This window comes from Lysinibacillus sp. NPDC097214, assembly GCF_050277945.1.
GTDB classification, from domain to species: domain Bacteria; phylum Bacillota; class Bacilli; order Bacillales_A; family Planococcaceae; genus Lysinibacillus; species Lysinibacillus xylanilyticus_B.
In genome coordinates, this window is sequence record NZ_JBNNSS010000010.1 from 112,930 (window position 1) to 139,160 (window position 26,231).

The following is a 26,231-nucleotide window of genomic DNA, read 5'->3' on the forward strand; positions in this document are numbered from 1 at the left end:
GAGAGAAAGATTGATTCAATGGAGAAAGCTTATTGTTATAATAGCGATACCATTTGTGCTTTTATGCATAAATGGTATTACAATAACACAAGCGAAATCTTTGATAGAACACAAAGAAATAACAGATTTAAATAAGGAATGGACGATCACATTTAACCATCCAATTAATAAAGAATCAATTACTAGCTCTTCAATTACAATAAAAGATGAGGCAGGAAATGATTTTCCATGTACATTTGAAATTGATAAAAATAAAGTCAAAGTGAAGCCTGAAAAATCATACGAAAACTATACGACATATACTTTAAGTGTCCGAACTGATATTGAAAATGATAAATCAAAACTTTTGAAAAATAGTTTCAAGTTGATTTTTACTACCAATTTCGCAATCGAAAATCTTAAAAAAATCAAGCCGTTAAATAATTCTAATTATCATGGACAGGCACTTGTAACCCTATCCTATGACGATGGTTATCGAAATTGGTATGATAAAGCACTACCACTTCATTCGAAATATAATATGCCGGGAACCTTTAATATTATCGGTGATAAATTGTACTCAGATGATAAGAATTATATGTCACCATCTCAAGTATGGGTTGCACATGATTTAGGTTTAGAAATTGCATCTCATACACAAAGTCACTCATTTCTAACCAAAAAATCGGTGGATGAAATTCATTATGAATTTGATGAAAGCATAAATACAATCGAGTCTTTACTAGGTAAAGGTATCGTTTCAACAGTTGCGATTCCTTATTCAGATTATAATGAAGAAGTAAGAAAAATTGCTATGCAATATTTCGACGGTATACGTGTATTAGGTAGAGAAACAAATGTACCTAATAATTATGATCCGTACTGGTTAAAATCATATGCTATTACAAATGCAACAGAATTTTCAGATGTGAAAAAATGGATTGATAAAGCGGTTGCCGAGAAGTCTTGGGTTATTATTATGTTGCACGGTATTACAGAAGATCGATTGGAAGAGTATGAAACAACGCCAGAAATTTTAGAACAGATTATGAAATATATTAATGGACTAGGTAAAGATTCTATATTACCAGTGAATACAAAGGAAGGATTACAGCTTACTAAATAAGAATGTGGAATCCAAAAAAGAACCGCCGGAGTGAAGGATAGAAATATCAAAGCGACGGAAGGGATCGTCAAAGCGACGGATAGAACCGTCGAAATGATGGATAGAACCGCCAATCTGACGGATAGAATCACCTAAGCCAATAAAAAAAATCGCCAGCTACGGCGATTTTTTTTATTGGAATTGAGAAAGACGTGAAAAGAAATTGGTAACGAAGTCTAAAAATATTTTTTCTGATGGAGCAATTTCGCGGTTTACAGGTGAAATAATACCGACTGTTCTTGGAATTGTAGGTGATTCAATCGGTACCTTTACTGTAAAGCGGGCAGCTGAATCATATAGGGAACTTTCTGGTAATAAGCTAACTCCAATGCCTGCAGCGACAAGACCTTTTAGTGCATCTAAGTCTTCACCCTCAGAGATGACGTTTGGCAAGAAGCCGGCAGCCCGGCAGGCATCCATAGCTACTTTATGTAAAATATAGCCATCTGGGAATAATACAAATAAATCATTACGTAAATCAGCGAGTTGAATACTTTCCCTTTTAGCTAATGGATGTTTTGCTGGCAGTAATGCAGCGATATTTTCAGTAAATAATATTGTTGAACGAATTGTTTCGTCCTTCGGTGGAAGAGGGCCTAAAAAAGCTAAATTTAACTCGCGATTTTTGACTGCATCAATTAAAAAACGATAGGAGCCTTGACGGAGCTGGAATTGCAAATCTGGATATTCACGCTTAAAGGCAGAAATAACAGTTGGCAATACATAGCTAGCTAAGCTTGTTGGAAAACCGATTTTTATCGTACCTTTAGCAGGATCTAAATATTCTTCAACTTGCTTTGCGGCAAAATCTATGGCTTTTAAAGCAGTAATGGTATGCTCAAGAAATGTTTTTCCAATCGGTGTTAATTTAACATTGCGTCCTACACGTTCAAAAAGTGGTGTGCCTAATTCATCTTCTAAATTAGCAATTTGTCGGCTTATTGCAGATTGAGCAACATGAAGATGTTCGGCAGCTTCTGAAATGTGTTCCCGCTCAGCAACTTCAACAAAATAGCGTAATTGACGTAACTCCACTAGATAATCACCTCTATTAATCGAAAAATACGATTGATTATAGCTTAATTATATACTATTGAAGATGAAAATGATTGTAAATAAAACAGGTGTCTAAATCAATTAAGGCTAATCATCATAACGTGGGGTTGATTTCCGTTCCGGCTGGGCGCTTTCCTGGGGGCGTCCGATGAGCCGCTTCACTCGCGTTGCTCGCTGCAGGGTCTCATCTGTGACGCTGATCCCCGAGGAGTCGCCCAGCCTCCACTCCAATCCAATCAACTTATTTGCATGGCATACTTTTTAATTAACTAATGTCATCCTGAATTTTGGTAATAAGCAAAATACAATTCAAATAAAATCTTACCTACTCAATTTCTTTCCCTTATTTGATTCTATTCTAATAAAAAAGGTTATAGTATTGGTATTGTTATTTATACATTTCTGTCACAAAACCGCTACAATTAACGCTTTCTGCGGGGTTTTCACTATGTAGGTAGATGAAATTCATTCTCAATTAGATTTATTTCATTGAAAATGAGGAAAGTTGATTCTCATTGTCAATAACGATTAGTAATAATCTGAAAATGCTTACAAACTCTTTATATTTAAGGATTGTTTTAGAGAAAAATGAAAGTGATTGAAATGGTTTGCATAGAGAACGATTTTCAGTTAAGATTAGAATGATGATAATTAAGGAATGGTTCACCATTCACTGAACACATAATGGAGGTATTTTCATGTCAATTTTAGTTATTAAAGATCTTCACGTTGAAATCGACGGTAAAGAGATTTTAAAAGGCGTAAACCTTACGATCAATACAAATGAAATTCATGCAATCATGGGACCAAACGGAACTGGTAAATCAACATTAGCTTCTGCAATCATGGGTCATCCTAAATATGAAGTAACTTCTGGTACAGTAGAGCTTGATGGCGAAAATGTACTTGAAATGGAAGTGGACGAGCGTGCTCAAGCAGGTCTATTCCTAGCTATGCAATACCCTTCTGAAATCGCAGGTGTAACAAATGCTGATTTCTTACGCTCAGCTATCAACGCACGCCGTGAAGAGGGCGATGAAATTTCTCTAATGAAATTTATCCGTGAATTAGATAAAAACATGGAATTTCTTGAAATGAATGAAGACATGGCACAACGTTATTTAAATGAAGGTTTCTCTGGCGGTGAGAAAAAACGTAACGAAATTCTTCAATTAATGATGATTAAACCAACTTTCGCGATTTTAGATGAAATTGACTCTGGTCTTGATATTGACGCGCTTAAAGTTGTTTCAAAAGGAATCAATGCAATGCGTGGAGAAGGCTTCGGTTGCTTAATGATCACTCACTACCAACGCCTACTTAACTACATTACACCGGACCATGTACACGTAATGATGCAAGGCCGCGTTGTTAAATCAGGTGGCGAAGAGTTAGCACAACGTTTAGAAGCGGAAGGCTATGACTGGATTAAAAAAGAATTAGGTATCGAAGAAGAAACTGAAGAACAAGAAGCATAAGAAGGAGGACGAACTAGCATGACAGTGGAACTTAACTTGCCTGTAACAGTACAGGACGTGCGCTCGTTCTCAGAAGCAAAGGGAGAACCAGCTTGGTTTACAGAGCTTCGCGCGGCAGCACTAGACAAAGTAACTGGTTTAGATATGCCAAAACCAGACAGAACAAATATTACAAAATGGGATTTCTTGAATTTCCCAACTCATACAGTTGACAGTGAAGGATTCGCTTCACTTGATGCATTACCAGAAGAAGCAAAAGGTTTAATTGACCTTGAAGCACAAGAAAACCTATATGTTCAACGCAATAACACACCAGCTTTCATTAAAACATCACAAGAACTAGCTGATAAAGGTGTTATTTTTACAGATATTTTAACGGCAATTCGTGAACACGGTGACCTTGTTAAAAAGTACTTTATGACAGAAGCTGTAAAAGTTGATGAGCATAAATTAACAGCGCTTCATGCGGCACTTGTTAATGGTGGGGTATTCGTATACGTACCAAAAAATGTAATTATTGAACAGCCACTTCAAGTAGTATTCTTAAACGATAACGCAGAAGCTTCATTATATAACCACGTGTTAGTTGTAGCTGAAGCAAATTCAGCTGTAACGTATGTTGAAACATATATTTCAACTGTTGAAGAAGCAAAAGGTCAAGCGAATATTATTGCAGAAGTAGTAGTTCAAGACAATGCACAAGTTACTTACGGTGCGGTTGATGTGCTTGCGAAAGGATATACTACTTATGTAAATCGTCGTGCACGCCTAGCTCGTGATGCGAAAGTAGATTGGGCTCTTGGCTTAATGAATGACTCAGATACTATTTCTGAAAACATTACACATTTAATCGGTGACGGTTCTCATGCTGATACAAAAACAGTCGTTGTTGGTCGCGGTGAACAAAAACTTAACTTCACTACTGAAGTTCGTCACTGGGGTAAGAACTCAAATGGTCATATCTTAAAGCATGGTGTAATGAAAGAAGCAGCACAATCAATCTTTAACGGTATTGGCTACATCGAAAAAGGTGCGACAAAAGCGGATGCACAACAAGAATCACGTGTGTTAATGCTTTCTGAAAAAGCTCGTGGCGATGCAAACCCAATTCTATTAATCGATGAAGACGATGTAACAGCAGGACACGCAGCATCTGTTGGCCGAGTTGATCCACTACAACTTTACTACTTAATGAGTCGTGGTATCTCGAAAGCAGAAGCAGAGCGTCTTGTTATCCACGGATTCCTTGCGCCAGTTGTTACGCAATTACCAATTGAAGGCGTTCAAAAGCAACTGACGGAGGTTATTGAAAGGAAAGTTCGCTAATGATGAATAAAGACATTAAAAGCTATTTCCCAATTTTAAATCAGGAAGTAAACGGTCATAAGCTTGTTTACCTTGATAGCGCAGCAACTTCTCAAAAACCTATTCAAGTAATTGAAGCGATGAAGCATTATTATGAATTCGATAATTCCAATGTTCACCGTGGTGTGCATACATTAGGTAATCGTGCTACTGACAAGTATGAAGGTGCGCGTGAAAAGGTTCGTAATTTTATCAATGCTACTTCAACACAAGAAATTATTTTTACTCGCGGTACTACAACTGCTTTAAATACAGTAGCAGCAAGTTATGGTCGTGCTAATGTGGCTGACGGAGATGAAATTGTCATTACTCACATGGAGCACCACTCTAATATTATTCCTTGGCAACAGCTAGCAAAGGAAAAAAATGCAACACTAAAATATATTGAGCTTGAAGCAGATGGCACACTTAACCTAGAAAAGGTTCGTGCGACAATTACACCTAAAACAAAGATTGTGTCGGTGTCAATGGCGTCGAACGTCCTTGGAACGATTAACCCAATTAAAGAAATCGCTCAAATCGCGCATGCTAACGGTGCGGTAATGGTAGCGGATGCTGCACAAGCAGCTCCACATATGAAGATCGATGTGCAGGATTTGGATGTAGATTTCTTAGGGTTCTCAGGTCATAAAATGTGCGGACCAACTGGAATAGGTGTACTATATGGTAAAAAAGAACACCTTGAAAAGATGGAGCCAATTGAATTTGGTGGCGAAATGATTGACTTTGTTGGACTTCATGATTCGACATGGAAAGAATTGCCGTGGAAGTTTGAAGGTGGAACTCCTATTATTGCAGGTGCAATAGGTTTAGGGGCTGCTATTGATTTCTTAACGGAAATTGGGCTAGATAAAATTGCGGAGCACGAGCATAAGCTTGCAGGCTACGCGATGGATCAGCTTGAAACAATTGACGGACTTAAAATTTTCGGCCCACGTGACCCGATGAAGCGTTGTGGCCTTGTAACGTTTAACCTAGACGATGTACATCCACATGATGTGGCAACAGTTCTTGATATGAGCGGTATTGCTGTTCGTGCAGGACACCATTGCGCACAGCCATTAATGAAATGTCTTCAACAAGTAGCGACAGCGCGTGCAAGCTTCTATCTGTATAACACAGAAGAAGATATTGACCGCCTAGTGGCAGGGTTACGTTCTGCGAAGGAGTATTTTGGCGATGTCTTTTAATAATTTAGATCAACTATATCGTTCAGTCATTATGGATCACTATAAAAATCCTCGTAATAAAGGATCTATAGAAAACGATGCTGTAACAATTGATATGAACAATCCGACTTGTGGAGACCGTATTCACTTAACGCTAAAAGTGACTGACGGTATTGTCGAGGATGCGAAGTTTGACGGTGAAGGCTGTTCAATTTCGATGTCTTCTGCTTCCATGATGACGCAGCTCATCAAAGGTAAAAAAATTGAGGAAGCATTAGAGCTTGCTGATGTTTTTTCTAAAATGATGATGGGTGAAGACTATAGCGATAAATATGACCTTGAGGATGTTGAGGCACTACAAGGTGTTTCTCAATTCCCTGCACGTATTAAATGTGCGACATTAGCTTGGAAAGCGATGGAAAAAGGTGTAAAGGAATAAATAAATCTTAATTTCAAGTGAAAGCATTATTTGTGTTTTCACTTGAAGTAAGGTTATTGAGCATTAAACAAAATAACAATTATTTATGAACGGAGGAGAAAAGATGGCTAAAAAAATGCCTGATATTGGCGATTACAAATACGGATTCCATGACAAGGACGTATCAATTTTCCGTTCAAAACGTGGTTTAACTGAAGAAATCGTCCGTGAAATTTCTAATATGAAACAAGAGCCAGAGTGGATGCTTGAATACCGCTTAAAAGCACTTGAAACTTTCTATACAAAACCAATGCCGCAATGGGGTGGCGACCTAGGAGATTTAGATTTTGATGAAATTACGTATTACGTAAAACCATCAGAAGCTACACAAAAATCTTGGGATGAAGTACCTGATGAAATTAAAGCTACTTTTGATAAATTAGGTATTCCAGAAGCAGAGCAAAAATACCTTGCTGGTGTATCTGCTCAGTACGAATCTGAGGTTGTTTATCACAACATGAAACAAGACCTTGAAGACCTTGGTATTGTGTTCAAAGATACGGACTCAGCTTTACGTGAAAACGAAGATATTTTCAAACAATACTGGGGCAAAGTAATCCCTTACACTGACAACAAATTCGCTGCACTAAACTCAGCTGTTTGGTCAGGTGGATCATTTATCTATGTACCACCAGGTGTAAAGGTGGAAACGCCATTACAAGCATACTTCCGTATTAACTCTGAAAACATGGGTCAATTCGAACGTACGTTAATTATTGTAGATGAAGGCGCTCACGTACACTACGTTGAAGGATGTACAGCTCCTGTTTACACAACAAACTCTTTACACTCAGCGGTAGTAGAAATTGTTGTACGTAAAGATGCATACTGCCGTTACACAACGATTCAAAACTGGGCAAACAACGTTTACAACCTAGTAACAAAACGTACAGTTGTTGAAGAAAACGGTACGATGGAATGGATCGACGGTAACATCGGTTCTAAGTTAACAATGAAATACCCAGCTTGTATCCTTAAAGGTGAAGGCGCTCGTGGTATGACATTATCAATCGCATTAGCTGGTAAAGGGCAACACCAACACGCAGGTGCGAAAATGATTCATATGGCACCAAACACATCTTCAACAATCGTTTCTAAATCGATTGCTAAACAAGGTGGTAAGGTAACGTATATGGGTCAAGTTCGTTTCGGCCCTAAAGCAAGTGGTGCACGTGCTAACATCGAATGTGATACGTTAATCATGGACAACCAATCTACTTCAGATACAATTCCATACAACGAAATCTTAAATGATAATGTTTCTTTAGAGCATGAAGCGAAAGTTTCAAAAGTATCAGAAGAGCAATTATTCTACTTAATGTCTCGTGGTATTTCTGAAGAAGAAGCGACAGAAATGATCGTAATGGGCTTCATCGAGCCATTCACAAAAGAATTACCAATGGAATACGCAGTAGAAATGAACCGCCTTATCAAATTTGAGATGGAAGGTTCAATCGGATAATAAAGACTACCGATTTGATTCTATGTTAGAGTGAAGGAGACGAACTTTCTAAGTTCGTCTCCTTTTTTGCTTAAGGTAAGTACTTCATGTTGTTTTGGTGGTTCGAAGGGTCCTGATAAAGTTGAGAAAAAACGGTAGGAAAATCATTAGGAACATTATAAGCTAGAAACGTTTCGTACATAGAAATATTGTCTAGCTCTTTCTGCCTCCTAGCCACATATGCTATTTTATTGTCTTCTAAGTTTGTTACGATTAACTGCGATTCATCATTAGATAACGGTAACCAATTACGTTCAAAAAGAGGTGATAAAGCATTTATATGCCCTAATGGATTAGTAAAAAAGTTTCCGAGAAAATTATTGAAAATTGATTGGGTTACGTTTTCACCGAACATTTGAGGGGATGTAGATGTAGACGGATGTAATGTATGTTGATGATTGTAATTTTGCGTTTGCTTCTTTGTAGGTGTTATATTAGGGCTTTTTTGAAAAAAAACAAAAACCATACAGCGTGAGTTTGCTCGTCTGCTGCTGCACGTCGGAATCTTTCTTTAATCATCGGATCATTTGCTTTATCTGCTATATCTAAATAAGAATCAACCGTTTCTTGTTCGTCTTTAAAAGCAAATTCAATGCCTGCCCTATAGTCATCTGGGCATTCCTCCGTTATTTGATAAGATGGCTTGCTTCCTGTTAAAGTTGTATATATTTTGCTAAATTCCTCGAGATGACGTTTTTCGTCCTTTTGTATCTCAAGTATTCTATTCTTTTCATCCTCAGTAGGTGCCATTTTGGCTAACTTTTCATAACAAACAATAGCACTATACTCACCATTAATTGCCTTCTGAATATCATTTACAAGTTGAGCATTGTTTAGCATATGATAATTATCATTATACTGTGGAGCATAATGATAATAGTATTGATTTGGATACATGATTGCCCTCCTTTTGTTAACCATCAACTTATCTTATGCTTTGTGTATAGGTAATTGTGCAAAGTCATTTCTTGTGTTGCCTAGGTTGGGTGTTTATTCAACAAGACATACGTATCTAAATAAAAGGAGCATCGTTAACTAAGAGACAAATGAAACAAATTTCATTGAAAAATGTATATGACTGGATTTTTTTGTAATTCGTTTGTGACTGTAGAAATAAATTACTCGCTCGGTGTTTTAACTATTTATTTTTTAGTATTTATATTGAAAAGTATTTTTTAACTAACTTTCTCTCCAAATCGATTGAAATAATACCTTTAAGGAGATAGGAAAGGGTGAGCACTCTTTCCTATCTCTCATACAATGTGAGAAGGTTGAAAAGTCATTTACAGAACAATAACAGTACCTCATTGCCTTTTTCTATATTTGATATTTAAGCTTAAACTGTTGAGGCTTCTTTTTATTATATAGTATCGTCACCCATTGACCCTTCTCAAAAAAAGAGCGATTTTTTGTATATGTCCACACTTTGCTCGTGACAGTGATTGATTTATTTTGGAATGACGTAAATTGTACTGTCAACTTCACCCTACGCTGTGATTCTCCTTTTGCATATGTAACCTCATTGCCGACTGTTCGGTGTGAAAAATCACTTTCGATAATCTGTGCGTTCGTTTCAATCCATTCAATTTTTTGATATTTCAACGGTAATAGCCATAGCGTGACGAGAATGATTAGAAAGAAGATACCCAAACCAATAAAAATGAACATTTGCATCCCCACTTATTTTCTTTTTTTATTAAAATGTTAGAATATTAAGCTTCCAGAACTTAAAAACAGTGAAATAAGGAAACCTGCTAGAGAACGGTCCTTTACTTATTAAGTAATTATAACGCTATATAGGTAATATTTTGTAGTCTTGAAGCTTCGATTATTACCTAGTACTCTTATATCTTCATGAGAAGTGCGAATGTGGCGGCTTCAAAAATGATTAAGTGTTTGTAAACGTGGTGAACCCTCTAATGGAAGTGCCCAACAGCATCTTACAAAATAGTTTTGTCGTATATAATTATTTTTTTCAAAAACAGTTGACTTATTTTTATGCTGTAACTATAATGGTTACAGCTGGAGGTGGTGAAGATTAAAATTAGCAGTCGCTTTACAATCGCTGTTCATATTTTATCAATCATCAAACAAAATCCATCGACCATTTGCACATCGGAATTTATGGCGGAAAGCGTAAATACAAATCCGGTAGTAATTAGGAAAATAGTGTCCTATCTTAAAAAGGCAGGTATAGTGCAAGTGCGCCGGGGAACAGGTGGAGCTTCTTTGGTCAAAGATTTGGAAGCAATCACTTTGCTAGAGGTTTTTCGTTCAGTAGAAGTTGTAGAAGAAGATCGGTTATTTCATCTACATGAAAATCCAAATCCTGATTGTCCTATAGGTGCCAATATACAAGCTGTGTTAGAGCTAATTTTAGTGCAAGCACAAGAAGCTATGGAGCAAGTACTAGCCAATATTACTATGGAACAAGTAATTACATCTTTAATCCGTGAGATTCAACAATCACAATAAATGCATTCCATTAACTTATTTCAGCGGATGTTACGGAAATCGGAAATGAGTTCATAAAGGATGTTAGCCTAAAATCATCGCATCCATGCGATAACGGTTAACTGACCTGCATCGGTAAAAACGCCTCGTCCTGTGGCATTACCGAAATGACCGACATCGTGTCGGCCCTCAGCAGGCCTAAGCACAAAGCCGATTCCGGACGCAATTATGCCGAGGCATAATTGATCTGAATGCATTATTTATTTGACTTAGTTGTAACTGAGATGGTTACAACGAAAAGAAAAGGGAGGTTTTAGTGGGTGACTCTTAAAATAAAAGCATATTCGGATTTTATTTGTCCTTTCTGTTTTTTAGGGAAAGGGCCATTAGATGAGATTGCTAAAGAAAAGGATATTGAAATAGAGTGGATGCCATTTGAATTAAGACCTGAACCATATCCGAAAATTGATCCTTGGAAAGAGCCTGCTAAATTAGGATCTTGGGATTCCTATATTCTCCCTACAGCTAAGAAGCTAGGGATTGATATGCGATTACCGCGTGTATCTCCACATCCTTATACAAATTTAGCTTTTGAAGGATATCAATTTGCTAAGGTGCATGGCAAGGGAAATGAATTTCATCATAGAATTTTCACAGCGTTTTTCCAGGAAGAACAAAATATTGAGGATGTAGAAGTATTAACTCAATTAGCGAATGAGGTAGGTCTGCCTAAAGAAGAATTCAAAGAAGCTTTACTTTCAGGTAAGTATCGTGAAGCTCATCAAAAAGCTTTAAAGCATGCTTATGAAGAGGCGAATATTACTGCCGTTCCTACATTAATTATTGGTGATGAAATGATCCAAGGATTAGTTAGTAAAGAACGACTAGCACAAGTTATCGATCAGCAATTAAAAAAATAGGTAATGTAAATAGATTTAAACAGTAGTGTATAAAATAAAGCTACTTGTAAAAATCTATGTAGATAAATCTAATTAAAATTTGGAGGAATTACAAATGTCAGTATCAACAACTAATTTAAAAGAAGCGATTATTAATCGTCGTTCAATCCGTAAAGTGAAAAAGAACACAGCAATTACAAAAGAAAAAATTGAAGAGCTATTAAAAATTAGTGTACATGCACCATCTTCATTTAATATGCAAAGTGGGCGTGTAGTAGTTTTAATGGATAATGAACACGAAAAGTTTTGGGATATTGTCAAAGAAACATTGCGTGCACGTGTGCCAGCAGAAAATTTTGCTGCAACCGAAGAGCGTTTACTAGGCTTTAAAGATGGCGTAGGAACAATCTTGTTCTTTGAAGACCAAGCTACAATCAAACAAATGCAAGAAAACGCTCCTTCTTATAAAGAGCAATTCCCATTCTGGTCACATCAAGGAAGTGCAATGTTACAATACGCAACATGGATGTCTTTAACTACTGAAGGAATTGGCGCATCGCTTCAGCACTATAATCCAATTATTGACGAGGAAGTTAAACAAACTTGGAGTATTCCTGCAGAATGGAGCCTAGTAGCTCAAATGCCATTTGGTGAACCAGATGAACAACCAGGAGAAAAAACTTCTTTACCTTTTGAAGATGTAGTGAAGTTTTATTAATTAAATCAATAAATACAAATAAACCCCGTTAAGTGGACACGATTCACGTAACGGGGTTTCTAACATATTAGTTAAATGAAAACTCGTATCCTACATAGTTAAAAACATTGGTAAACCCTATATTTTCTGCTACAGCGATGGATGGTTTGTTTGAGTCCATACAATCCCAATATGGAATCGAATCTTGCGCTAAACAATCTTTTACAAAATGGTGAGCTAGCTTTTGGGCTAGTTTATTTCCTTGGTGAGCTTCTAAAGTTTCAATGTCAATACAGTGGATATTCTCAACGACAAAGCCTGAAAAACAAAGACTAACAATGTGATGATTGTAAACGACACAGTACCCATTCCCTTTATTCAAGAAACACTCAGGTGAAGACCAAAACGATAATATTTTAGATTGTAAAAATTCGGGATTTTTAATTGTGTTATCTTCCAAAAGAGCTTTATCGACTTGTAAAACAGTATAGCCTTCTTTACTATCTGGCTCATTATTTGCTTTATAACTTTCTTTATGAAGCTTATATACTCTTTGCTTCCAACTACCAAGTTCACGATGTTTAAATAATTTTTCAATCGTTTGATTCCACTTCGGATGGTTACCAATGCCTTCGAAGTAATGCAATCCCACTTTTTTCGCTTCTAGTACAATTACCTGATCAATAAAATCATTGATTTGATTATTAAACTGTTCATTTTTTTCATTTCCTACAAAGAGAAATCCATCATTGTTCCCTAACCAAATAAGTGCTGATTGAGGTGTATCGAGATTATCCACAAATATTCGTCCAGGATTCACTCCCTCTACGACAGCTTGCACTTCTAATTGGCCTTGCTCATTCAGTAGCTCTTTACACTTGTGAAATTCATTTTTCTGTAGTTCAGTAATCATTTACATCATTATCCTTTCACGTTCAATTTTCTATATTTTGACTCATCCCCAAAACGTGGGGTTGATTTCCGTTCCGGCTGGGCGCTTTCCTGGGTCCCCCTGCCTCCACTCCAATCAACTTATTTACAGGACATACATTTTAAATAAATACATCACTTAACTTTTGATGATAATCCTCTAATTTATCATATAGGTAAATGATGGAAATATCCATCTTGCTATCCTTATTTATGAGCTATGTTTTTTTACGATACGTTCATTTTTATTTAGAAGGTGTATGCTATGATAAATGTACATGAAGGAGGGGGTCACATGATTATAGTTGGATTAACTGGTTGGGGTGATCATCCTTCACTTTATAGTGGAGTGACTGCCTCGAAGGACAAATTATTTGATTATACAGGTCATTTTTTAACGGTGGAGGTTGATACCTCTTTTTATGCCATACCTTCTAAAGAAAATGTTCGGAAATGGTGTGAGGCTACACCCGAAAATTTCCGTTTTGTTGTGAAGGCTTATCAAGGAATGACTGGTCATCTACGTGGCGACATACCGTTTGAATCGAAGAATGACATGTTTAATGCCTTTATCGAATGTGCCAATGAATTTAAACGTCATGGGAAGCTAGCGATGGTACTAGCACAATTCCCACCGTGGTTTGATTGTCAGACTAAAAATGTACAATATTTATTGTATATTAGGCAGCAGCTTAAAAGCTTTGATGTAGCTATCGAGTTTCGCAATCGAACATGGTATGCAGATAATGTAGTGCAGCAAACAATGGATTTTTTACGAGAGCATCAATTCATTCATACAATTTGTGATGAACCACAGGCTGGCGTAGGCTCGGTACCATTTTATCCTACGGTTACTGCGACGAAGGCACTTGTACGTATTCATGGACGTAACATTCATGGGTGGCGCAATACTGGTAATGCCGAAAACTGGCGGAAGGTTCGCTTTTTATATGATTATAATAGTGAAGAATTGCAGCAGATTGGACAGCATATAAAACATCTCCAATCAGAAGTGCAGGACCTATATGTATTATTTAATAATAACTCAGGGCTTCATGCTGCTAAAAATGCAAAAGAGTTACAAGGAATTTTAGCGATTAGTGATGTAGGATTAGCGCCTAAACAATTAAATATGTTTGAAGGGGAACTATAATGGAATTTTTTCTTTTAGTTATTATTGCATTATTATCGGGATTAATAGGCTCTTTAGTAGGTCTTGGCGGAGGAGTTATCTTAGTCCCAGCAACATTATTCGTTGGAGTAAATCTAGGAATGATTCCAGATATCACTCCTCAAAAAGTGGTTGGATTATCTGTTGTCATGATGATTTTCACTGGACTCGCCTCTACGCTAAGCTATATGAAATCTAAAACAGTAGATTATAAAAGCGGTTTGATATTTTTTATAGGGAGTATTCCGGGCACAATGCTGGGCGCATGGGTAAATAAGGGGCTAGATTTACCATCGTTTAATTTATATTTTGGTATTTTACTTATTATTTTAGCGACGATATTACTTGTACGTGATAAATTGAAACCAGTAGAATGGTTTGTAAAAAACGGTATGCAACGAGAGTTCGAAGATAAAGAAGGAAATACCTATGTATATGGGTATCCAATTTGGTTTGCCATTGTATTAACATTTGGCATTGGCTTTGCTTCTGGATTATTTGGTATCGGTGGAGGCTCGATGATCGTGCCTGCCATGATAATTTTATTTTTATTCCCACCACATGTTGCAGTGGCAACGTCGATGTTCTTGGTATTTTTATCGTCGCTTGTAAATTCAGCGAGTCATATTTATTTAGGAAATGTGCCTTGGCTCTATACGATTCCTGTTATTCCAGGAGCTTATATTGGAGCAAAGCTAGGGGCAGCATTAAATAAAAGAATTAAATCAGATACGCTTGTAGTAGCGCTTCGAGTTATTTTATTATTATTAGGAATTCGTTCTATTATTGATGGTTTATTGTAATATTGAGGCACCTCACCAAAACGAGAGGTTGATTTCCGTTCCGACTGGGCGCTTTGTTGCTGTCGCTACGTTAGCACTACGCTTTCGCACAGAGCAAAGCTTCCTGGGGGCGTCGGGGCAACAGGATGTTGGTCACGAAGGCGTTATCACAGGACGTGATGCTTTTAGCCTTCGTTCCCCTCCCGCTTCGCTTCGCTGCAGGGTCTCGGGCCAACAGATGTCTTTTGCGCGAAAGCGTGAGTGCAACGTAGCGGCAGCAGCATGATGTTGGTCACGAAGGCGTTATCACAGGATGTGATGGTTTTAGCCTTCGTTCCTCTTGCGCTGATCCCCAAGGAGTCGCCCAGTCTCCACTCCAATCAACTTATATACAAGATTTAACAAATATCATCGATAACTTTTGGTGATGAGCCAATATTGATTGGAAGTATCTATAAATCGACTTTATACTGACATTAATGTCTGATAGCAATTCTTATACAGATATAGAAGCTATTTTAAAGAAGAGGTGGCTTAATTGCTGGAAAAAATTCATATTTTTCATACGAATGATTTGCATAGCCATTTTAAATATTGGTCACGAATGCAAAGTCATGTGAAAGAAATGCGTACTAAGCTTACAATCATGGGAGAGACAAGCTTTTTATTTGATGTCGGCGATCATTTAGATCGTTCAAATATTTATACAGACGCAACAGTTGGCAAGGGCAATGTGAAGTTATTAAATGAAGCTGGCTACGACGTAGTGACAATTGGAAATAATGAAGGTATAACATTGTCACATGAGGAGCTGTATCATTTATATGATGAAGCAGCTTTTGACGTAGTAGTTGCCAATGTAAATGCTTCACATGGAACAAATCCAGCGTGGATGAAGCCATATGTTGTATTAACAACTGCTTATGGTACGAAGGTTGCAGTTATTGCAGCAACTGCTATGTTTGAAATTTATTATAAAGAATTAAACTGGGAGATAGATGAGGCACGAAACACACTCATTCACTTAGCCTATCAGCTTCGTAAAGAAGTAGATATTATTGTTTGCTTGTCGCATTTAGGGATAACAGAGGATGAGCTTTTAGCTGAGGAATGCCCAGAAATAGATGTTATATTCGGCTCACATACACATCATATTCTCCCAAATGGAAAGCTGATTAATGGGGTTTTATTAACAGGTGGAGGGAAATTTGGTCAATATACTGGCCATCTTGTGTTAGAATATGATAAAAAAATGAGGAAAATTGTTGAAAAAAAGGATTTCTTAATTCATAATAAGGATTTGCCTACGGTTAAAAATGAACATGAAATCGTTCAGTTTTTAGAAAATGAGGGCAAACGATTACTCGATATACCAGTATTCACTACGAAAAAATCGTACAACAAAGAATGGTTCCATTATTCGCAATTATCCGATTTGTTCGCGCGGGCTATTTTAGAGAAAAGTGGAGCGGATTGTGCGTTATTTAACGCGGGCATTTTTTTAGATAGTTTACCTAAGGGAACAGTCACTGCACTAGATTTGCATAGAATTTTCCCACATCCTATAAATTTATGTACGATTGAATTATCGGTTGCTGAAATGAAAGAAATTTTCCAGCAATCTAAAAATGAAGAATGGCCTTATATTGAGCTAAAAGGGTTAGGGTTTAGAGGCGTTATCTTTGGGAAAATGTTAACTTATGGCTTTTCAATGAATGAAGATCGCCAATTACTGATCAATGGGAAGCTAGCAGATAACGATCGAATTTATAAATTAGTCACGCTTGATTTGTTTACGTTTGGTTATTTTTATCCGAGCTTTAAATATGCTAAGAAAAAATATATTCTACCAGAATTTTTACGAAATATTATGATAGATTATGGGCAAAGATTCTTTAAGCAATAGTAGATAAAACGCTTTTAGAATGGATTGGGGAAAAGGTCATGCGGTTAATTTCAATCGATGTATTAAAGGAAGGAATGGTCTTAGCAAGAACCATTTGGAACGAGGCGGGACACCCTCTTTTAAAAAAAGATGTTGTCATTAATGAGCGTATCATACAAAGACTTCAACAATTAAATACGCATTATTTATATATTGACGATAAAATTTCTGAGGGTATTGAGGTAGAGGAAACAGTCCCAACTGTTGTTCGAAATAAAACGATTTCAACCATTAAAAATTCCTTCCAATCAATCAATGGTTTAAATCCAGTCAATGCCTCTTATGTGCTTGACCAACAATCAAAGGCAATTCTCTCAATTGTAGATGAGTTACTATCGGTAGTTAGCGGCAATGATGAAATTCTAACGATACTAACAGATGCGTATTTATTTGATGAATATTTATATCAACACTCCTTTCAAGTCACTCTTTATTCGATAGCGATTGCTAAAGAGCTTGGATACTCAGCCGAGGATTTACGTTTAATTGGAATTGGCGCTTTGTTACATGACATAGGGAAGCTTATGGTACCAAAAGAGATTTTGACAAAACCTGGGCGCCTAACGTGTGAGGAATTTGAAACGATGAAACAACATACACGATATGGTTTTGATTTGTTACGTAATTTACATTCCATATCATTGATTGTTGCACATTGTGCCTTCCAACATCACGAACGGATTGATGGGAGTGGCTATCCACGGGGCTTAGTTGATTTTGAAATCCATCCGTTTGCAAAAATTATTGGTGTAGCAGACGTCTTTGATGCAGTGACTACAAGCCGTGTATATCGTGAAAAAATGCTCCCTTCTCAAGGCCTAGCAATTGTAGAAGCAGGCTCTGGAACTATATACGATGCACGTGTTGTAAATGCATTGAAAAGGTCTGTGGTTCATTATCCTAACGGTGTTATTTTAAAATTAACGGACGGCCGTCGAGGTATTGTTTCAAGACAAAATACATTGGATCCAGCATTTCCATGGATTCGTATTTTTGAGGAGCAAAATAAAATATTAGCAGCTACATATGAAATTAATTTAGTGGACTACCCAACCGTAATCATTGAAAGTGTTGAAGCAGATTATGTTGTACCACCGAAAATCGAATAAAAATCTTCTCCTGTTCATACGTTATGGAACAGGAGGAGATTTTTTGTTTTTCCCTCGAAAAAGGATGAAATTACGATCATATAGTCAGCATGGAAGCTATAGAAAAAAAGGAAAACGCTTGAATCGTTTACCCCTATTAATTGTAAGCATTATTGTTGGTATATTTTTATTTATTTATTTTCTGAATGAGCGACTTATGCCAACCTACTTAGAATATGCTGAAATACAAACGAATAAGATTGCATCCTATGTTGTTAGTAATGCCACATCAAATGTTTTAGATATTAATGATATTCTTGTAGAAGTATCCCCTGGCAGCAACTCTGATTTAAAAATTGATACAGAAATGATTAATCGAGTTCGTGCCGAAACGGTAAAGCAAGTAAAAATGAATTTAGAGCAGGCAGAGCAAGGGGAGTTGTCTAACTTACCAAATCTTGATAATGTTGAATATGATTTTAACAAAATAAAAGAAGGCAATGGGGTCGTTTTTTATGTACCTATTAGCCAGGCGGCCAATATCCCTTTACTAGGGAATTTAGGACCTAAAATTCCGGTACGGTTTCACGTAGTTGGAAATGTGCATAGTGATGTTACTTCTTCAATAACGGAATATGGTATTAATAGTGCATTTGTGGAGGTAGGAATTCATTTAGAGGTAAATGTACAAATTATTGTTCCTTTTGCTAGTAAAACCGCTACAGTTTCTCAGGATATCCCGGTGGCAATGGGCTTAGCGAAAGGTCAAGTACCAAATGTTTATTCTAATGGTGAGAAAGCAGTACAGCCGTCACTTGAAGTCCCTATTACAAATGATAAATAGAAAAGTTGCTGTGATAGTTGTTGGAGTTCATATATTATGTTACATTGACAACAGTGAAGATAGTTAATAGAAAAAATGCACATTTTTGATAGGGGCGATATTCGTATGACATCTTGTAAACCTACAAGTAAAGAGAAAGAAGAATATTTAAGAAAACCAGATTGGCTAAAAATTAAACTAAACACGAATGATGAATATAAAGGGCTAAAGAAGCTCATGCGAGAAAAAAATCTGCATACTGTATGTGAGGAAGCACGCTGTCCTAATATTCATGAATGCTGGGGTGAACGACGTACAGCAACAATGATGATTCTTGGATCTGTTTGTACACGTGCTTGCCGATTCTGTGCTGTTAAAACAGGCCTACCAAATGAATTAGACTTAGCTGAGCCAGAACGCGTAGCAGATTCTGTCGCTATTATGAACTTGAAACACGTTGTTATTACAATGGTAGCGCGTGATGATTTAAAGGATGGCGGTGCGCAAGTATTAGCTGAAACCGTGCGTGCGATTCGTCGTAAAAGTCCGTCTACATCTGTTGAAGTTTTACCGTCCGATTTAAGTGGTGTGAAAGAGAACCTTCAAATGTTAATGGATGCGAAGCCAGATATTTTAAATCATAATATTGAAACTGTGCGTCGCTTAACGCCAAGAGTACGTGCTCGTGCAAAATATGAGCGCTCATTAGAGTTTCTACGTTTGGCCAAAGAAATGCAACCAGACATCCCTACGAAGTCATCTTTAATGATAGGCTTAGGTGAAACAGAAGAGGAAATTTTAGAAGTTATGGATGATTTACGAGCAATCAACGTAGATATTATGACAATTGGTCAATACTTACAGCCAACGAAAAAGCATTTATCGGTTAAAAAGTATTATTCACCAATAGAGTTTGGTAAACTTCGTAAAATCGCAATGGAAAAAGGATTTAAGCATTGTGAAGCAGGCCCACTTGTACGTAGTAGCTATCATGCTGATGAACAAGTTAACGAAGCAACAAAAGAACGTCAATTACAAACAGAACTGTAAAAGCAAATGTTGAAATGGAAGGTGGTGTCACTTTGATCAATATTGAAGGATATGAATACGAGCTTATTAAAGATTACCGAGAAGCTTTCGAAGAGGAAGTGTTCAAGGAACGATACTCGGATATTTTAGCCAGATATGATTATATCGTGGGCGACTGGGGCTATAATCAATTGCGCTTAAAAGGCTTTTTTGACGATAAAAATCAAAAAGCTTCTTTCGATACAAAGATTAGTACACTACAAGATTACTTATACGAGTATTGTAATTTTGGCTGTGCCTATTTCGTCTTGCGCAAATCCGGTAAATCCACTCAGCAGCCAGTAGCTGTAGTAAGTGAAGATAGTCAAGTGACAAAGCTTGTTGAGAATGAACAAATAGCCGAATAAACGTTTAAAACCTGATGCAATTTGCATCAGGTTTTTATTTTGTAGTGATAGGTTTTTAAAAAATGGTAATAATAAAAAATATAGCTCATTAACATAGCGTGAGGTTGATTTCCGTTCCGGCTGGGCGCTTTGCCGCTGCCGCTTCGCTTTCGCGCAGATAAAACATTTGTTGTTGCTGACGCTTCGCTTTCGCGCAGAGCAGAGCTTCCTGGGGGCGTCCGATGAGCCACTTCACTCTGCAGGGTCTCGGGCCAACAGATGTTTTCTGCGCGAAAGCGTAGTGCTAACGTAGCGGCAGCAGCACCGATGTTGGTCACGAAGGCGTTATCACAGGATGTGATGCTTTTAGCCTTCGTTCCTCTATTGCTGATCCCCGAGGAGTCGCCCAGTCGGAACGAAGATCAACTTATTTATATGGTAAACGTTTTAACAAATAACATTCCCAACTTTCGGTGATGAATCAAAAGGTACGAATTTTAAAATTAATCCTAGTTTAATATTAAAGGTGTGTGTTGTTTAGATGAAAAAAGCTGTATTTTTGGACCGTGACGGGGTCATCAATGAGGTATTAACGAACCGCGTTAAATTTGTAAATAAACCTAAGGACCTCTATTTCCTGCCACATGTTCCAAAGGCTATAAAAAAATTGAATAAATACTTTGACTATATATTTGTAGTAACTAATCAAGGTGGCGTTGGATTGGGGTATATGAAAGAAACGATGCTTCAAAAAATACATGAGCATATGGTAAAAGAATTGAAGAAGGAAGGAGCTACTATTCACGAAGTCGTCTATTGTCCCCATAAACCAAAATCGGGCTGTGCCTGCCGTAAACCCAGTAGTAAATTAATCGTGGATCTTGGTGAAAAATATAATATAGACTTGGCAAAATCCTATATGGTGGGAGATACGGATACAGATATAATAGCAGGCAAACGAGCAGGAACTAAAGGCGTATTTTTAGGTGAAAAAGATCCACTGGCAGATGCGGTTTTTCCAGATTTAATTAGTGCTGCTGATTGGATTATTAAGGATACAACAGCATAAAGCAAGTATTAGTGAGATCAAAAGACAAGCGTATAAATCATTTGAAAAAGGATAATTTATTTATTGGAGGTGATTAATTTGACGAAAGAAAATAAAAAAAAGTTAGATCGAGAAGAATATGGATTTGGCTTTGACATTAGTGTTGATGATTTAGCAGTAATTGGGCAAAATCAACAAGCCAAAAAGCAAAACGACAATGAAAACAAAGACAAGCCTCACAATAAGGATACTCCTGCTAAGATAAATAATGAAAAGTAGGGGCACGATACAATGCTCCTCAATAAGATTCTTACAAAAGAAATTCCGCCTTTTTGTACAGTGCGTAAAGTATATCCTTATGTCTGCAGAAAAGCGGAATTTTTTTGTATTTAATTCTTAATTACTTGCATGATACACCCAATTGAAGGATGCGCCACTAGCATTTTGTGAGGAGCCTCGAAACTCTCGCGTTTTCTATAAACACTATCTAGGTTTCAGCTTGTCTCCTCACTTTAAATATAATTTCCTTTTATTAGAAGGTGGAACACCAATTTGAATGGTGTTAATTTAATAATTCACGTAAATATTCTCGTAGCTCGACTGTTTCTTCCTCTGTGCGATTATAAACGTGTTCAAGATAGCCAGGCTCTTCTACATCATCTGGACCGATTATTGCAAAGCGGCCAAATTGGATGTCCATAACAAGCACTTTCCCAAAGAAACGACCCGATTGCAAAATGGCTAAATCATAACGTAACTTATCCCCAGCAAAACTAACAAAGCGTGTTTTTGTATCTTCTACATCATCATATAAAAAATAACGTTCCATCTTTTAATCTCCTTCCAGTCCTATAGATATGGTACTATAGAAGAGAAATGACTATCAACTTTTAAAGATTTGAATGGGGGCTTTCCTTGTGTATTTTGTAGATCGTAATAAAATCACAAAAAATTTACAGTACTTAGATGGGCTATTAGCTATTTTAGAGTCAGAAGATAGCTGGCTAGAAAACGATATTAAGAAATTAGCAATCGAGCGAATTGGTCATAATGTGATGGAGTCAATGATGGATGTTGGAAACTTAATGATTGACGGCTTCATTATGCGTGACCCAGGAAGCTATGAGGATATTATTGATATTTTAATCGATGAAAAAGTCGTATCTACTGAAATGGAAGCACCATTAAAAGCAGTAGTTGGCTTACGTAAAATGCTTGTTCGTGAATTTACAGATGTAGATGTTCAGGAAGTTGTGAATGTATTAACAGCGACTTTACCAGCATTAAAACAATTCTCACCAGCTGTGAATAGTTACTTAACAAATGAACTTGGCCCTGTTTCAGCATTTTTACCAGAGGATCATCAATGAAAACCTACAAGGCATATTGCTTTGATTTAGATGGGACAGTGTACCGTGGGAAGGATGGCATTCCTTCTGCGATTACTTTTATACATCGGCTACAACAAGCAGGAATCGAGCCATTTTATGTAACAAACAATTCTTCTAAGACAAGAGAGCAACTGCAGGAAGCTTTAAGTGCTATAGGTGTGAATGCGCCGTTAGAACATATTTACTCTAGTGCATTAGTTACAGCGAAATATGTAGCCTTGAATTTCTCTGGCAAAAAAGTAGCCATGTTAGGTTCTGACGGTATTCGTAAAGCGTTATTTAATGAAGGCATTGAACCTACCGAGGATGAGCCAGATGTATTTGTTATGGGGATTGATCGAAATCTAGATTATATGGCACTTGCGAAGGCGACGATTGCTGTGCAAAATGGGGCAACGTTTATAGCTACGAATCAAGATATTAAATTCCCAACAGAACATGGATTTCTCCCAGGTAATGGGTCATTTGCCCGATTAATAGGTGAGGTTGCAGACGTTGAGCCGCTCTATATCGGTAAACCATCTCCTGCAATGCTTGAAGTCATTGCGACAGAGCATGGCTTTATGAAAGATGAAATGGTGATGATTGGCGATAATTACGACACAGATATTATGTGTGGGATTCGTTTTGGCTGTGATACAATCCATGTAAATACAGGTGTTACACCAACAAAGGTTGTACTTGAGAAGGAACAGCAACCTACCTATGTGGTAGAAGCTTTAATGTAACTTCTAAGCCTAAATATAAAAAAAGGATGCTTATGTCGATTTTTTTGGCATAACATCCTTTTTATATGTTCAAATTTAGTAGTAAGCATTTCTTCATTATATAAATGAGGTATTACGCCTACACTACCATAACGGATTTTCTTCGATAAATTGATAAATGGCTTTCGTCAATTCTTCAGGAGAATCAGCTTCAACTAACTCACCATTAACGATTGCATAAAATGATTCTGAACATTTTGTGCAGTAACTAAGGCAGCCATATTCCAAAACGTCAATGTTCGGATCGCGCTCTAGTATTTCATACGTTTTTTGAGAGCCATTTGCTAAATTACTTATACAAAATTCAACCATTGGATTCATACATGTCACCTCACCCAAAGTAATGCTACTCGCTTTTAAAACATTCGTCAATGATTTGAGTTGGCCTTGGGATAGAAGAAATTCAGTGGTAAAGCTGGCTGCATACAAAATGATGGCATGCTACAGTTTAAACTATCTTTGCCAAAGTGATGAAAGGGAACAATATTTAAGGGGAATTTGGGCAATAACGACACTTTGTCAAAGTATTAATCATTTCAAAACCGTTCGAAAAGGCAAGTTGTCATTTATTTTGTGAAATCTTTCACAAAATTGCATTATGATATTGTGAAACTTCTCACAATCGGTTATACTCATTTGTGGATACTTTGTGAACAATTAATATAAGAGATATAAAAGGAGACTATTATGGGAAAATTAGTACTTTTAGGTGGCGGCTACGGCAATATGCGTGTCATGCTTCGACTATTACCAAACCTTCCATTAGACACAGAAGTTGTGATAGTAGACAGAGCCCCTTTCCATAGTTTAAAAACAGAATTTTACGCTTTAGCAGCAGGGACTGCAACAGATAAAGAAATTCGAGTATGCTTCCCGGAGCATGAACGTTTGTCTGCTGTATATGGAGAAGTTGTTGAAATTAATCGTGCGGAAAAAGTAGTCATTCTAGAAGATGGACAACGTATTGAATATGATGATTTAGTAGTTGGTCTTGGCTGTGAGGATAAATATCATGGTGTGCCAGGTGCAGAGGAGCACACATATAGCATTCAGACAATGGCAAAATCACGTTCAACATTCCAAGCACTTTGTGGTTTACCAGCAGGCTCTACAGTTGGGATTGTAGGAGCGGGCTTAAGTGGTATTGAGCTTGCAAGTGAGCTACGTGAAAGCCGATCAGATTTAAAAATAAAGCTATTCGACCGTGGTCCACGTATTCTGAAGGACTTCCCAGAAAAGCTAAGTAAATATGTAAAAGACTGGTTTGTAAAACATAATGTTGAAGTTATTGCCAATTCAAATATTACAAAAATCGATCAAGGTAAAATTTACAATCACGATGAAGAAATTGTACTCGATACTGTAGTATGGACTGCTGGTGTACAGCCAGTCAAAATTGTTCGTGATTTGGAAGTTGAGAAAGATAAACAAGGTCGTCCGATTGTAACACAATATTTCAATCTACTTGATGACGAGCATGTATATATTGTAGGTGACTGTGCTGCTTCAGAATTACCTCCAACTGCGCAGTTAGCAGAGGAACAAGCAGAACAAATCGTAAAAGTACTTCGCATGCGTTGGAAAGGCGAAAACTTACCTGAGAAAATGCCTGATATCAAGTTAAAAGGTTTCATGGGAGCTCTTGGTAAAAAACAAGGCTTTGTTTATTTAGCAGATACAACAGTAACAGGACGTATCGCACGCTTAATGAAATCAGGATTATTATGGTACTACAAACGTCAAAATGATTAAATAGATGATGTTAGTTAAAAAAAGGGATTGCTTCAAAATTTAATTTTGAAGCAGTCCCTTTTATTTCTATCAATAATGCCTCGCTACCAAAACATTTGTAGCTGACGCTTTGCTTTCGCTACCAAAACATATGTAGCTGACGCTCTGCTTTCGCTACCAAAACATATGCTGAAAGAAGTTAAACAGTTTCGTCTGGCGTAAAGCCTAGCTTTTCAAGTGCGGTAAATATAGGCTTTAATTGCACATAGCCTTCGCCCACCACTTCATCATTTATAAGGACAAGCGGATAAAAAAATTCATCATCTTGAATGCGTGCAACATAATCTTGATCGCGTTCATTCTCAATTGGTCCTTCAATATCGACATAGCGAATATCATATCCTTGATTTGGATATTTTCGATCTATGGCCGCTTGTAGCCATTCATATGTATCCTTGGAAGATGGTGCATTGACACAGCTCGCGCAGATTACCGCTGTTCCGTAAATTTCAATCTTTGGTTTCGTTTGACTCATAGCATTTCCACTCCTCGTGATTCTATATTGGATTTTTTCTGTTGCTAACATTATAATCATTATAAGGAAAGGAGTCGAGACAAATGGCAGAAGCAACAATTAACGATCAAGTTCAAGAGGTATTAGATAAATTACGCCCATTCTTACTACGTGACGGTGGAGACTGTGAATTAGTAGATGTAGAAGACGGCATTGTAAAATTACGTTTATTAGGTGCATGTGGTAGTTGCCCAAGTTCAACAATTACACTTAAGGCTGGTATTGAACGCGCATTATTAGAAGAAGTACCAGGTATTATTGAAGTAGAGCAAGTATTCTAAAACGACTAAAAAAGTTCTAGCTGATTCATTCAGGCTAGAACTTT

30 protein-coding genes are annotated in these 26,231 nt (G+C 37.1%); 22 read left to right on the forward strand and 8 right to left on the reverse strand.

What is annotated here, in order from left to right:
• Positions 1 to 10: 10 nt before the first annotated feature.
• Positions 11 to 1,105, forward strand: a complete 1,095-nt coding sequence (locus tag ACQKMI_RS20070; protein WP_427491782.1) for a polysaccharide deacetylase family protein — start codon at positions 11 to 13, stop codon at positions 1,103 to 1,105.
• Between the two features lie 171 nt (positions 1,106 to 1,276).
• Here ACQKMI_RS20070 and ACQKMI_RS20075 read toward each other — a convergent pair whose 3' ends face one another.
• Positions 1,277 to 2,179, reverse strand: a complete 903-nt coding sequence (locus ACQKMI_RS20075) for a LysR family transcriptional regulator (RefSeq protein WP_427491784.1) — start codon at positions 2,177 to 2,179, stop codon at positions 1,277 to 1,279.
• A 719-nt stretch (positions 2,180 to 2,898) separates the two neighbouring features.
• Between ACQKMI_RS20075 and sufC the strand changes: the two genes are divergently transcribed.
• The 5 genes from sufC (at position 2,899) to sufB (ending at position 8,152) form a co-directional block, all read left to right on the forward strand.
• Entirely contained in the window at positions 2,899 to 3,678 is a 780-nt protein-coding gene (sufC, locus tag ACQKMI_RS20080) for a Fe-S cluster assembly ATPase SufC (RefSeq protein WP_285399602.1), read from the forward strand.
• Between the two features lie 18 nt (positions 3,679 to 3,696).
• Positions 3,697 to 5,004, forward strand: a complete 1,308-nt coding sequence (sufD, locus tag ACQKMI_RS20085) for a Fe-S cluster assembly protein SufD (RefSeq protein WP_427491786.1) — start codon at positions 3,697 to 3,699, stop codon at positions 5,002 to 5,004.
• Positions 5,004 to 6,233 carry a cysteine desulfurase gene (locus ACQKMI_RS20090; protein ID WP_427491788.1) on the forward strand — a complete coding sequence of 410 codons (1,230 nt, stop codon included), beginning with the start codon at positions 5,004 to 5,006 and terminating at the stop codon, positions 6,231 to 6,233. Before sufD ends, ACQKMI_RS20090 begins: the two co-directional genes overlap by 1 nt.
• A complete protein-coding gene (sufU, locus tag ACQKMI_RS20095; protein WP_427491790.1) occupies positions 6,223 to 6,651 on the forward strand; it encodes a Fe-S cluster assembly sulfur transfer protein SufU in 429 nt (142 codons plus the stop codon). Before ACQKMI_RS20090 ends, sufU begins: the two co-directional genes overlap by 11 nt.
• A gap of 103 nt (positions 6,652 to 6,754) precedes the next feature.
• Entirely contained in the window at positions 6,755 to 8,152 is a 1,398-nt protein-coding gene (gene sufB, locus ACQKMI_RS20100) for a Fe-S cluster assembly protein SufB (protein ID WP_031417705.1), read from the forward strand.
• A gap of 70 nt (positions 8,153 to 8,222) precedes the next feature.
• On the opposite strand, the gene ACQKMI_RS20105 is transcribed toward sufB, so the two are convergent.
• The 3 genes from ACQKMI_RS20105 to ACQKMI_RS20115 all read right to left on the reverse strand — a co-directional run bounded on the left by ACQKMI_RS20105 (position 8,223) and on the right by ACQKMI_RS20115 (position 9,859).
• Positions 8,223 to 8,546 carry a hypothetical protein gene (locus ACQKMI_RS20105; protein ID WP_427491792.1) on the reverse strand — a complete coding sequence of 108 codons (324 nt, stop codon included), beginning with the start codon at positions 8,544 to 8,546 and terminating at the stop codon, positions 8,223 to 8,225.
• A 74-nt stretch (positions 8,547 to 8,620) separates the two neighbouring features.
• A complete protein-coding gene (locus ACQKMI_RS20110; protein WP_427491794.1) occupies positions 8,621 to 9,088 on the reverse strand; it encodes a ferritin-like domain-containing protein in 468 nt (155 codons plus the stop codon).
• Positions 9,089 to 9,508: 420 nt separating this feature from the next.
• Complete coding sequence (locus ACQKMI_RS20115; protein WP_427491796.1) at positions 9,509 to 9,859, reverse strand: DUF3592 domain-containing protein; 351 nt, start codon at positions 9,857 to 9,859, stop codon at positions 9,509 to 9,511.
• Between the two features lie 369 nt (positions 9,860 to 10,228).
• Between ACQKMI_RS20115 and ACQKMI_RS20120 the strand changes: the two genes are divergently transcribed.
• The 3 genes from ACQKMI_RS20120 to ACQKMI_RS20130 all read left to right on the forward strand — a co-directional run bounded on the left by ACQKMI_RS20120 (position 10,229) and on the right by ACQKMI_RS20130 (position 12,262).
• Complete coding sequence (locus ACQKMI_RS20120; protein ID WP_427491878.1) at positions 10,229 to 10,666, forward strand: Rrf2 family transcriptional regulator; 438 nt, start codon at positions 10,229 to 10,231, stop codon at positions 10,664 to 10,666.
• Between the two features lie 299 nt (positions 10,667 to 10,965).
• Positions 10,966 to 11,565, forward strand: a complete 600-nt coding sequence (locus tag ACQKMI_RS20125; protein ID WP_427491798.1) for a DsbA family oxidoreductase — start codon at positions 10,966 to 10,968, stop codon at positions 11,563 to 11,565.
• A gap of 94 nt (positions 11,566 to 11,659) precedes the next feature.
• Positions 11,660 to 12,262: a nitroreductase family protein gene (locus tag ACQKMI_RS20130; protein ID WP_427491800.1), complete on the forward strand. Its 603-nt coding sequence runs from the start codon at positions 11,660 to 11,662 to the stop codon at positions 12,260 to 12,262.
• Positions 12,263 to 12,329: 67 nt separating this feature from the next.
• Here ACQKMI_RS20130 and ACQKMI_RS20135 read toward each other — a convergent pair whose 3' ends face one another.
• A complete protein-coding gene (locus tag ACQKMI_RS20135) occupies positions 12,330 to 13,154 on the reverse strand; it encodes a GNAT family N-acetyltransferase (protein ID WP_427491802.1) in 825 nt (274 codons plus the stop codon).
• A gap of 312 nt (positions 13,155 to 13,466) precedes the next feature.
• Here ACQKMI_RS20135 and ACQKMI_RS20140 point away from each other — a divergent pair, with 312 nt between their 5' ends.
• The 9 genes from ACQKMI_RS20140 to ACQKMI_RS20180 all read left to right on the forward strand — a co-directional run bounded on the left by ACQKMI_RS20140 (position 13,467) and on the right by ACQKMI_RS20180 (position 21,722).
• The gene (locus ACQKMI_RS20140) at positions 13,467 to 14,324 is read left to right on the forward strand and encodes a DUF72 domain-containing protein (protein WP_427491804.1); all 858 of its coding nucleotides are present in this window, start codon (positions 13,467 to 13,469) and stop codon (positions 14,322 to 14,324) included.
• Positions 14,324 to 15,145, forward strand: coding sequence for a sulfite exporter TauE/SafE family protein (locus ACQKMI_RS20145; RefSeq protein WP_427491806.1), 822 nt, complete (start codon positions 14,324 to 14,326; stop codon positions 15,143 to 15,145). The genes ACQKMI_RS20140 and ACQKMI_RS20145 overlap by 1 nt, the downstream gene beginning before the upstream one ends.
• Before the next feature lie 517 nt (positions 15,146 to 15,662).
• Positions 15,663 to 17,030, forward strand: a complete 1,368-nt coding sequence (locus tag ACQKMI_RS20150; RefSeq protein ID WP_427491808.1) for a bifunctional metallophosphatase/5'-nucleotidase — start codon at positions 15,663 to 15,665, stop codon at positions 17,028 to 17,030.
• A gap of 38 nt (positions 17,031 to 17,068) precedes the next feature.
• Positions 17,069 to 18,178 carry an HD-GYP domain-containing protein gene (locus ACQKMI_RS20155; protein ID WP_427491810.1) on the forward strand — a complete coding sequence of 370 codons (1,110 nt, stop codon included), beginning with the start codon at positions 17,069 to 17,071 and terminating at the stop codon, positions 18,176 to 18,178.
• Between the two features lie 64 nt (positions 18,179 to 18,242).
• A complete protein-coding gene (gene yunB, locus ACQKMI_RS20160; RefSeq protein WP_427491811.1) occupies positions 18,243 to 19,001 on the forward strand; it encodes a sporulation protein YunB in 759 nt (252 codons plus the stop codon).
• Between the two features lie 105 nt (positions 19,002 to 19,106).
• A complete protein-coding gene (lipA, locus tag ACQKMI_RS20165) occupies positions 19,107 to 20,030 on the forward strand; it encodes a lipoyl synthase (protein ID WP_427415884.1) in 924 nt (307 codons plus the stop codon).
• 32 nt (positions 20,031 to 20,062) lie between these two features.
• Positions 20,063 to 20,416: a YutD family protein gene (locus tag ACQKMI_RS20170; protein ID WP_427415883.1), complete on the forward strand. Its 354-nt coding sequence runs from the start codon at positions 20,063 to 20,065 to the stop codon at positions 20,414 to 20,416.
• A 520-nt stretch (positions 20,417 to 20,936) separates the two neighbouring features.
• Positions 20,937 to 21,464 carry a D-glycero-alpha-D-manno-heptose-1,7-bisphosphate 7-phosphatase gene (locus ACQKMI_RS20175; RefSeq protein ID WP_427491813.1) on the forward strand — a complete coding sequence of 176 codons (528 nt, stop codon included), beginning with the start codon at positions 20,937 to 20,939 and terminating at the stop codon, positions 21,462 to 21,464.
• A gap of 63 nt (positions 21,465 to 21,527) precedes the next feature.
• On the forward strand, positions 21,528 to 21,722 hold the full coding sequence (locus ACQKMI_RS20180; protein WP_323648138.1) for a hypothetical protein: 195 nt from the start codon (positions 21,528 to 21,530) through the stop codon (positions 21,720 to 21,722).
• 283 nt (positions 21,723 to 22,005) lie between these two features.
• On the opposite strand, the gene ACQKMI_RS20185 is transcribed toward ACQKMI_RS20180, so the two are convergent.
• Positions 22,006 to 22,272, reverse strand: a complete 267-nt coding sequence (locus tag ACQKMI_RS20185) for a DUF3055 domain-containing protein (RefSeq protein WP_427491815.1) — start codon at positions 22,270 to 22,272, stop codon at positions 22,006 to 22,008.
• A gap of 88 nt (positions 22,273 to 22,360) precedes the next feature.
• Between ACQKMI_RS20185 and ACQKMI_RS20190 the strand changes: the two genes are divergently transcribed.
• Entirely contained in the window at positions 22,361 to 22,813 is a 453-nt protein-coding gene (locus ACQKMI_RS20190) for a DUF86 domain-containing protein (RefSeq protein ID WP_427491817.1), read from the forward strand.
• Positions 22,810 to 23,562, forward strand: a complete 753-nt coding sequence (locus ACQKMI_RS20195) for a TIGR01457 family HAD-type hydrolase (RefSeq protein WP_427491819.1) — start codon at positions 22,810 to 22,812, stop codon at positions 23,560 to 23,562. Before ACQKMI_RS20190 ends, ACQKMI_RS20195 begins: the two co-directional genes overlap by 4 nt.
• Positions 23,563 to 23,685: 123 nt before the next feature.
• Here the strand turns inward: ACQKMI_RS20195 and ACQKMI_RS20200 are convergent, their stop codons facing one another.
• Entirely contained in the window at positions 23,686 to 23,922 is a 237-nt protein-coding gene (locus ACQKMI_RS20200) for a YuzB family protein (RefSeq protein WP_285398312.1), read from the reverse strand.
• A 366-nt stretch (positions 23,923 to 24,288) separates the two neighbouring features.
• Between ACQKMI_RS20200 and ACQKMI_RS20205 the strand changes: the two genes are divergently transcribed.
• Positions 24,289 to 25,353: an NAD(P)/FAD-dependent oxidoreductase gene (locus ACQKMI_RS20205; protein ID WP_427491821.1), complete on the forward strand. Its 1,065-nt coding sequence runs from the start codon at positions 24,289 to 24,291 to the stop codon at positions 25,351 to 25,353.
• Between the two features lie 178 nt (positions 25,354 to 25,531).
• Here ACQKMI_RS20205 and ACQKMI_RS20210 read toward each other — a convergent pair whose 3' ends face one another.
• Complete coding sequence (locus tag ACQKMI_RS20210; RefSeq protein WP_427491823.1) at positions 25,532 to 25,867, reverse strand: YuzD family protein; 336 nt, start codon at positions 25,865 to 25,867, stop codon at positions 25,532 to 25,534.
• Between the two features lie 83 nt (positions 25,868 to 25,950).
• On the opposite strand from ACQKMI_RS20210, the gene ACQKMI_RS20215 reads away from it, so the two are divergent.
• Positions 25,951 to 26,187, forward strand: coding sequence for a NifU family protein (locus ACQKMI_RS20215; RefSeq protein ID WP_010857481.1), 237 nt, complete (start codon positions 25,951 to 25,953; stop codon positions 26,185 to 26,187).
• The last annotated feature ends 44 nt before the right edge of the window (positions 26,188 to 26,231 follow it).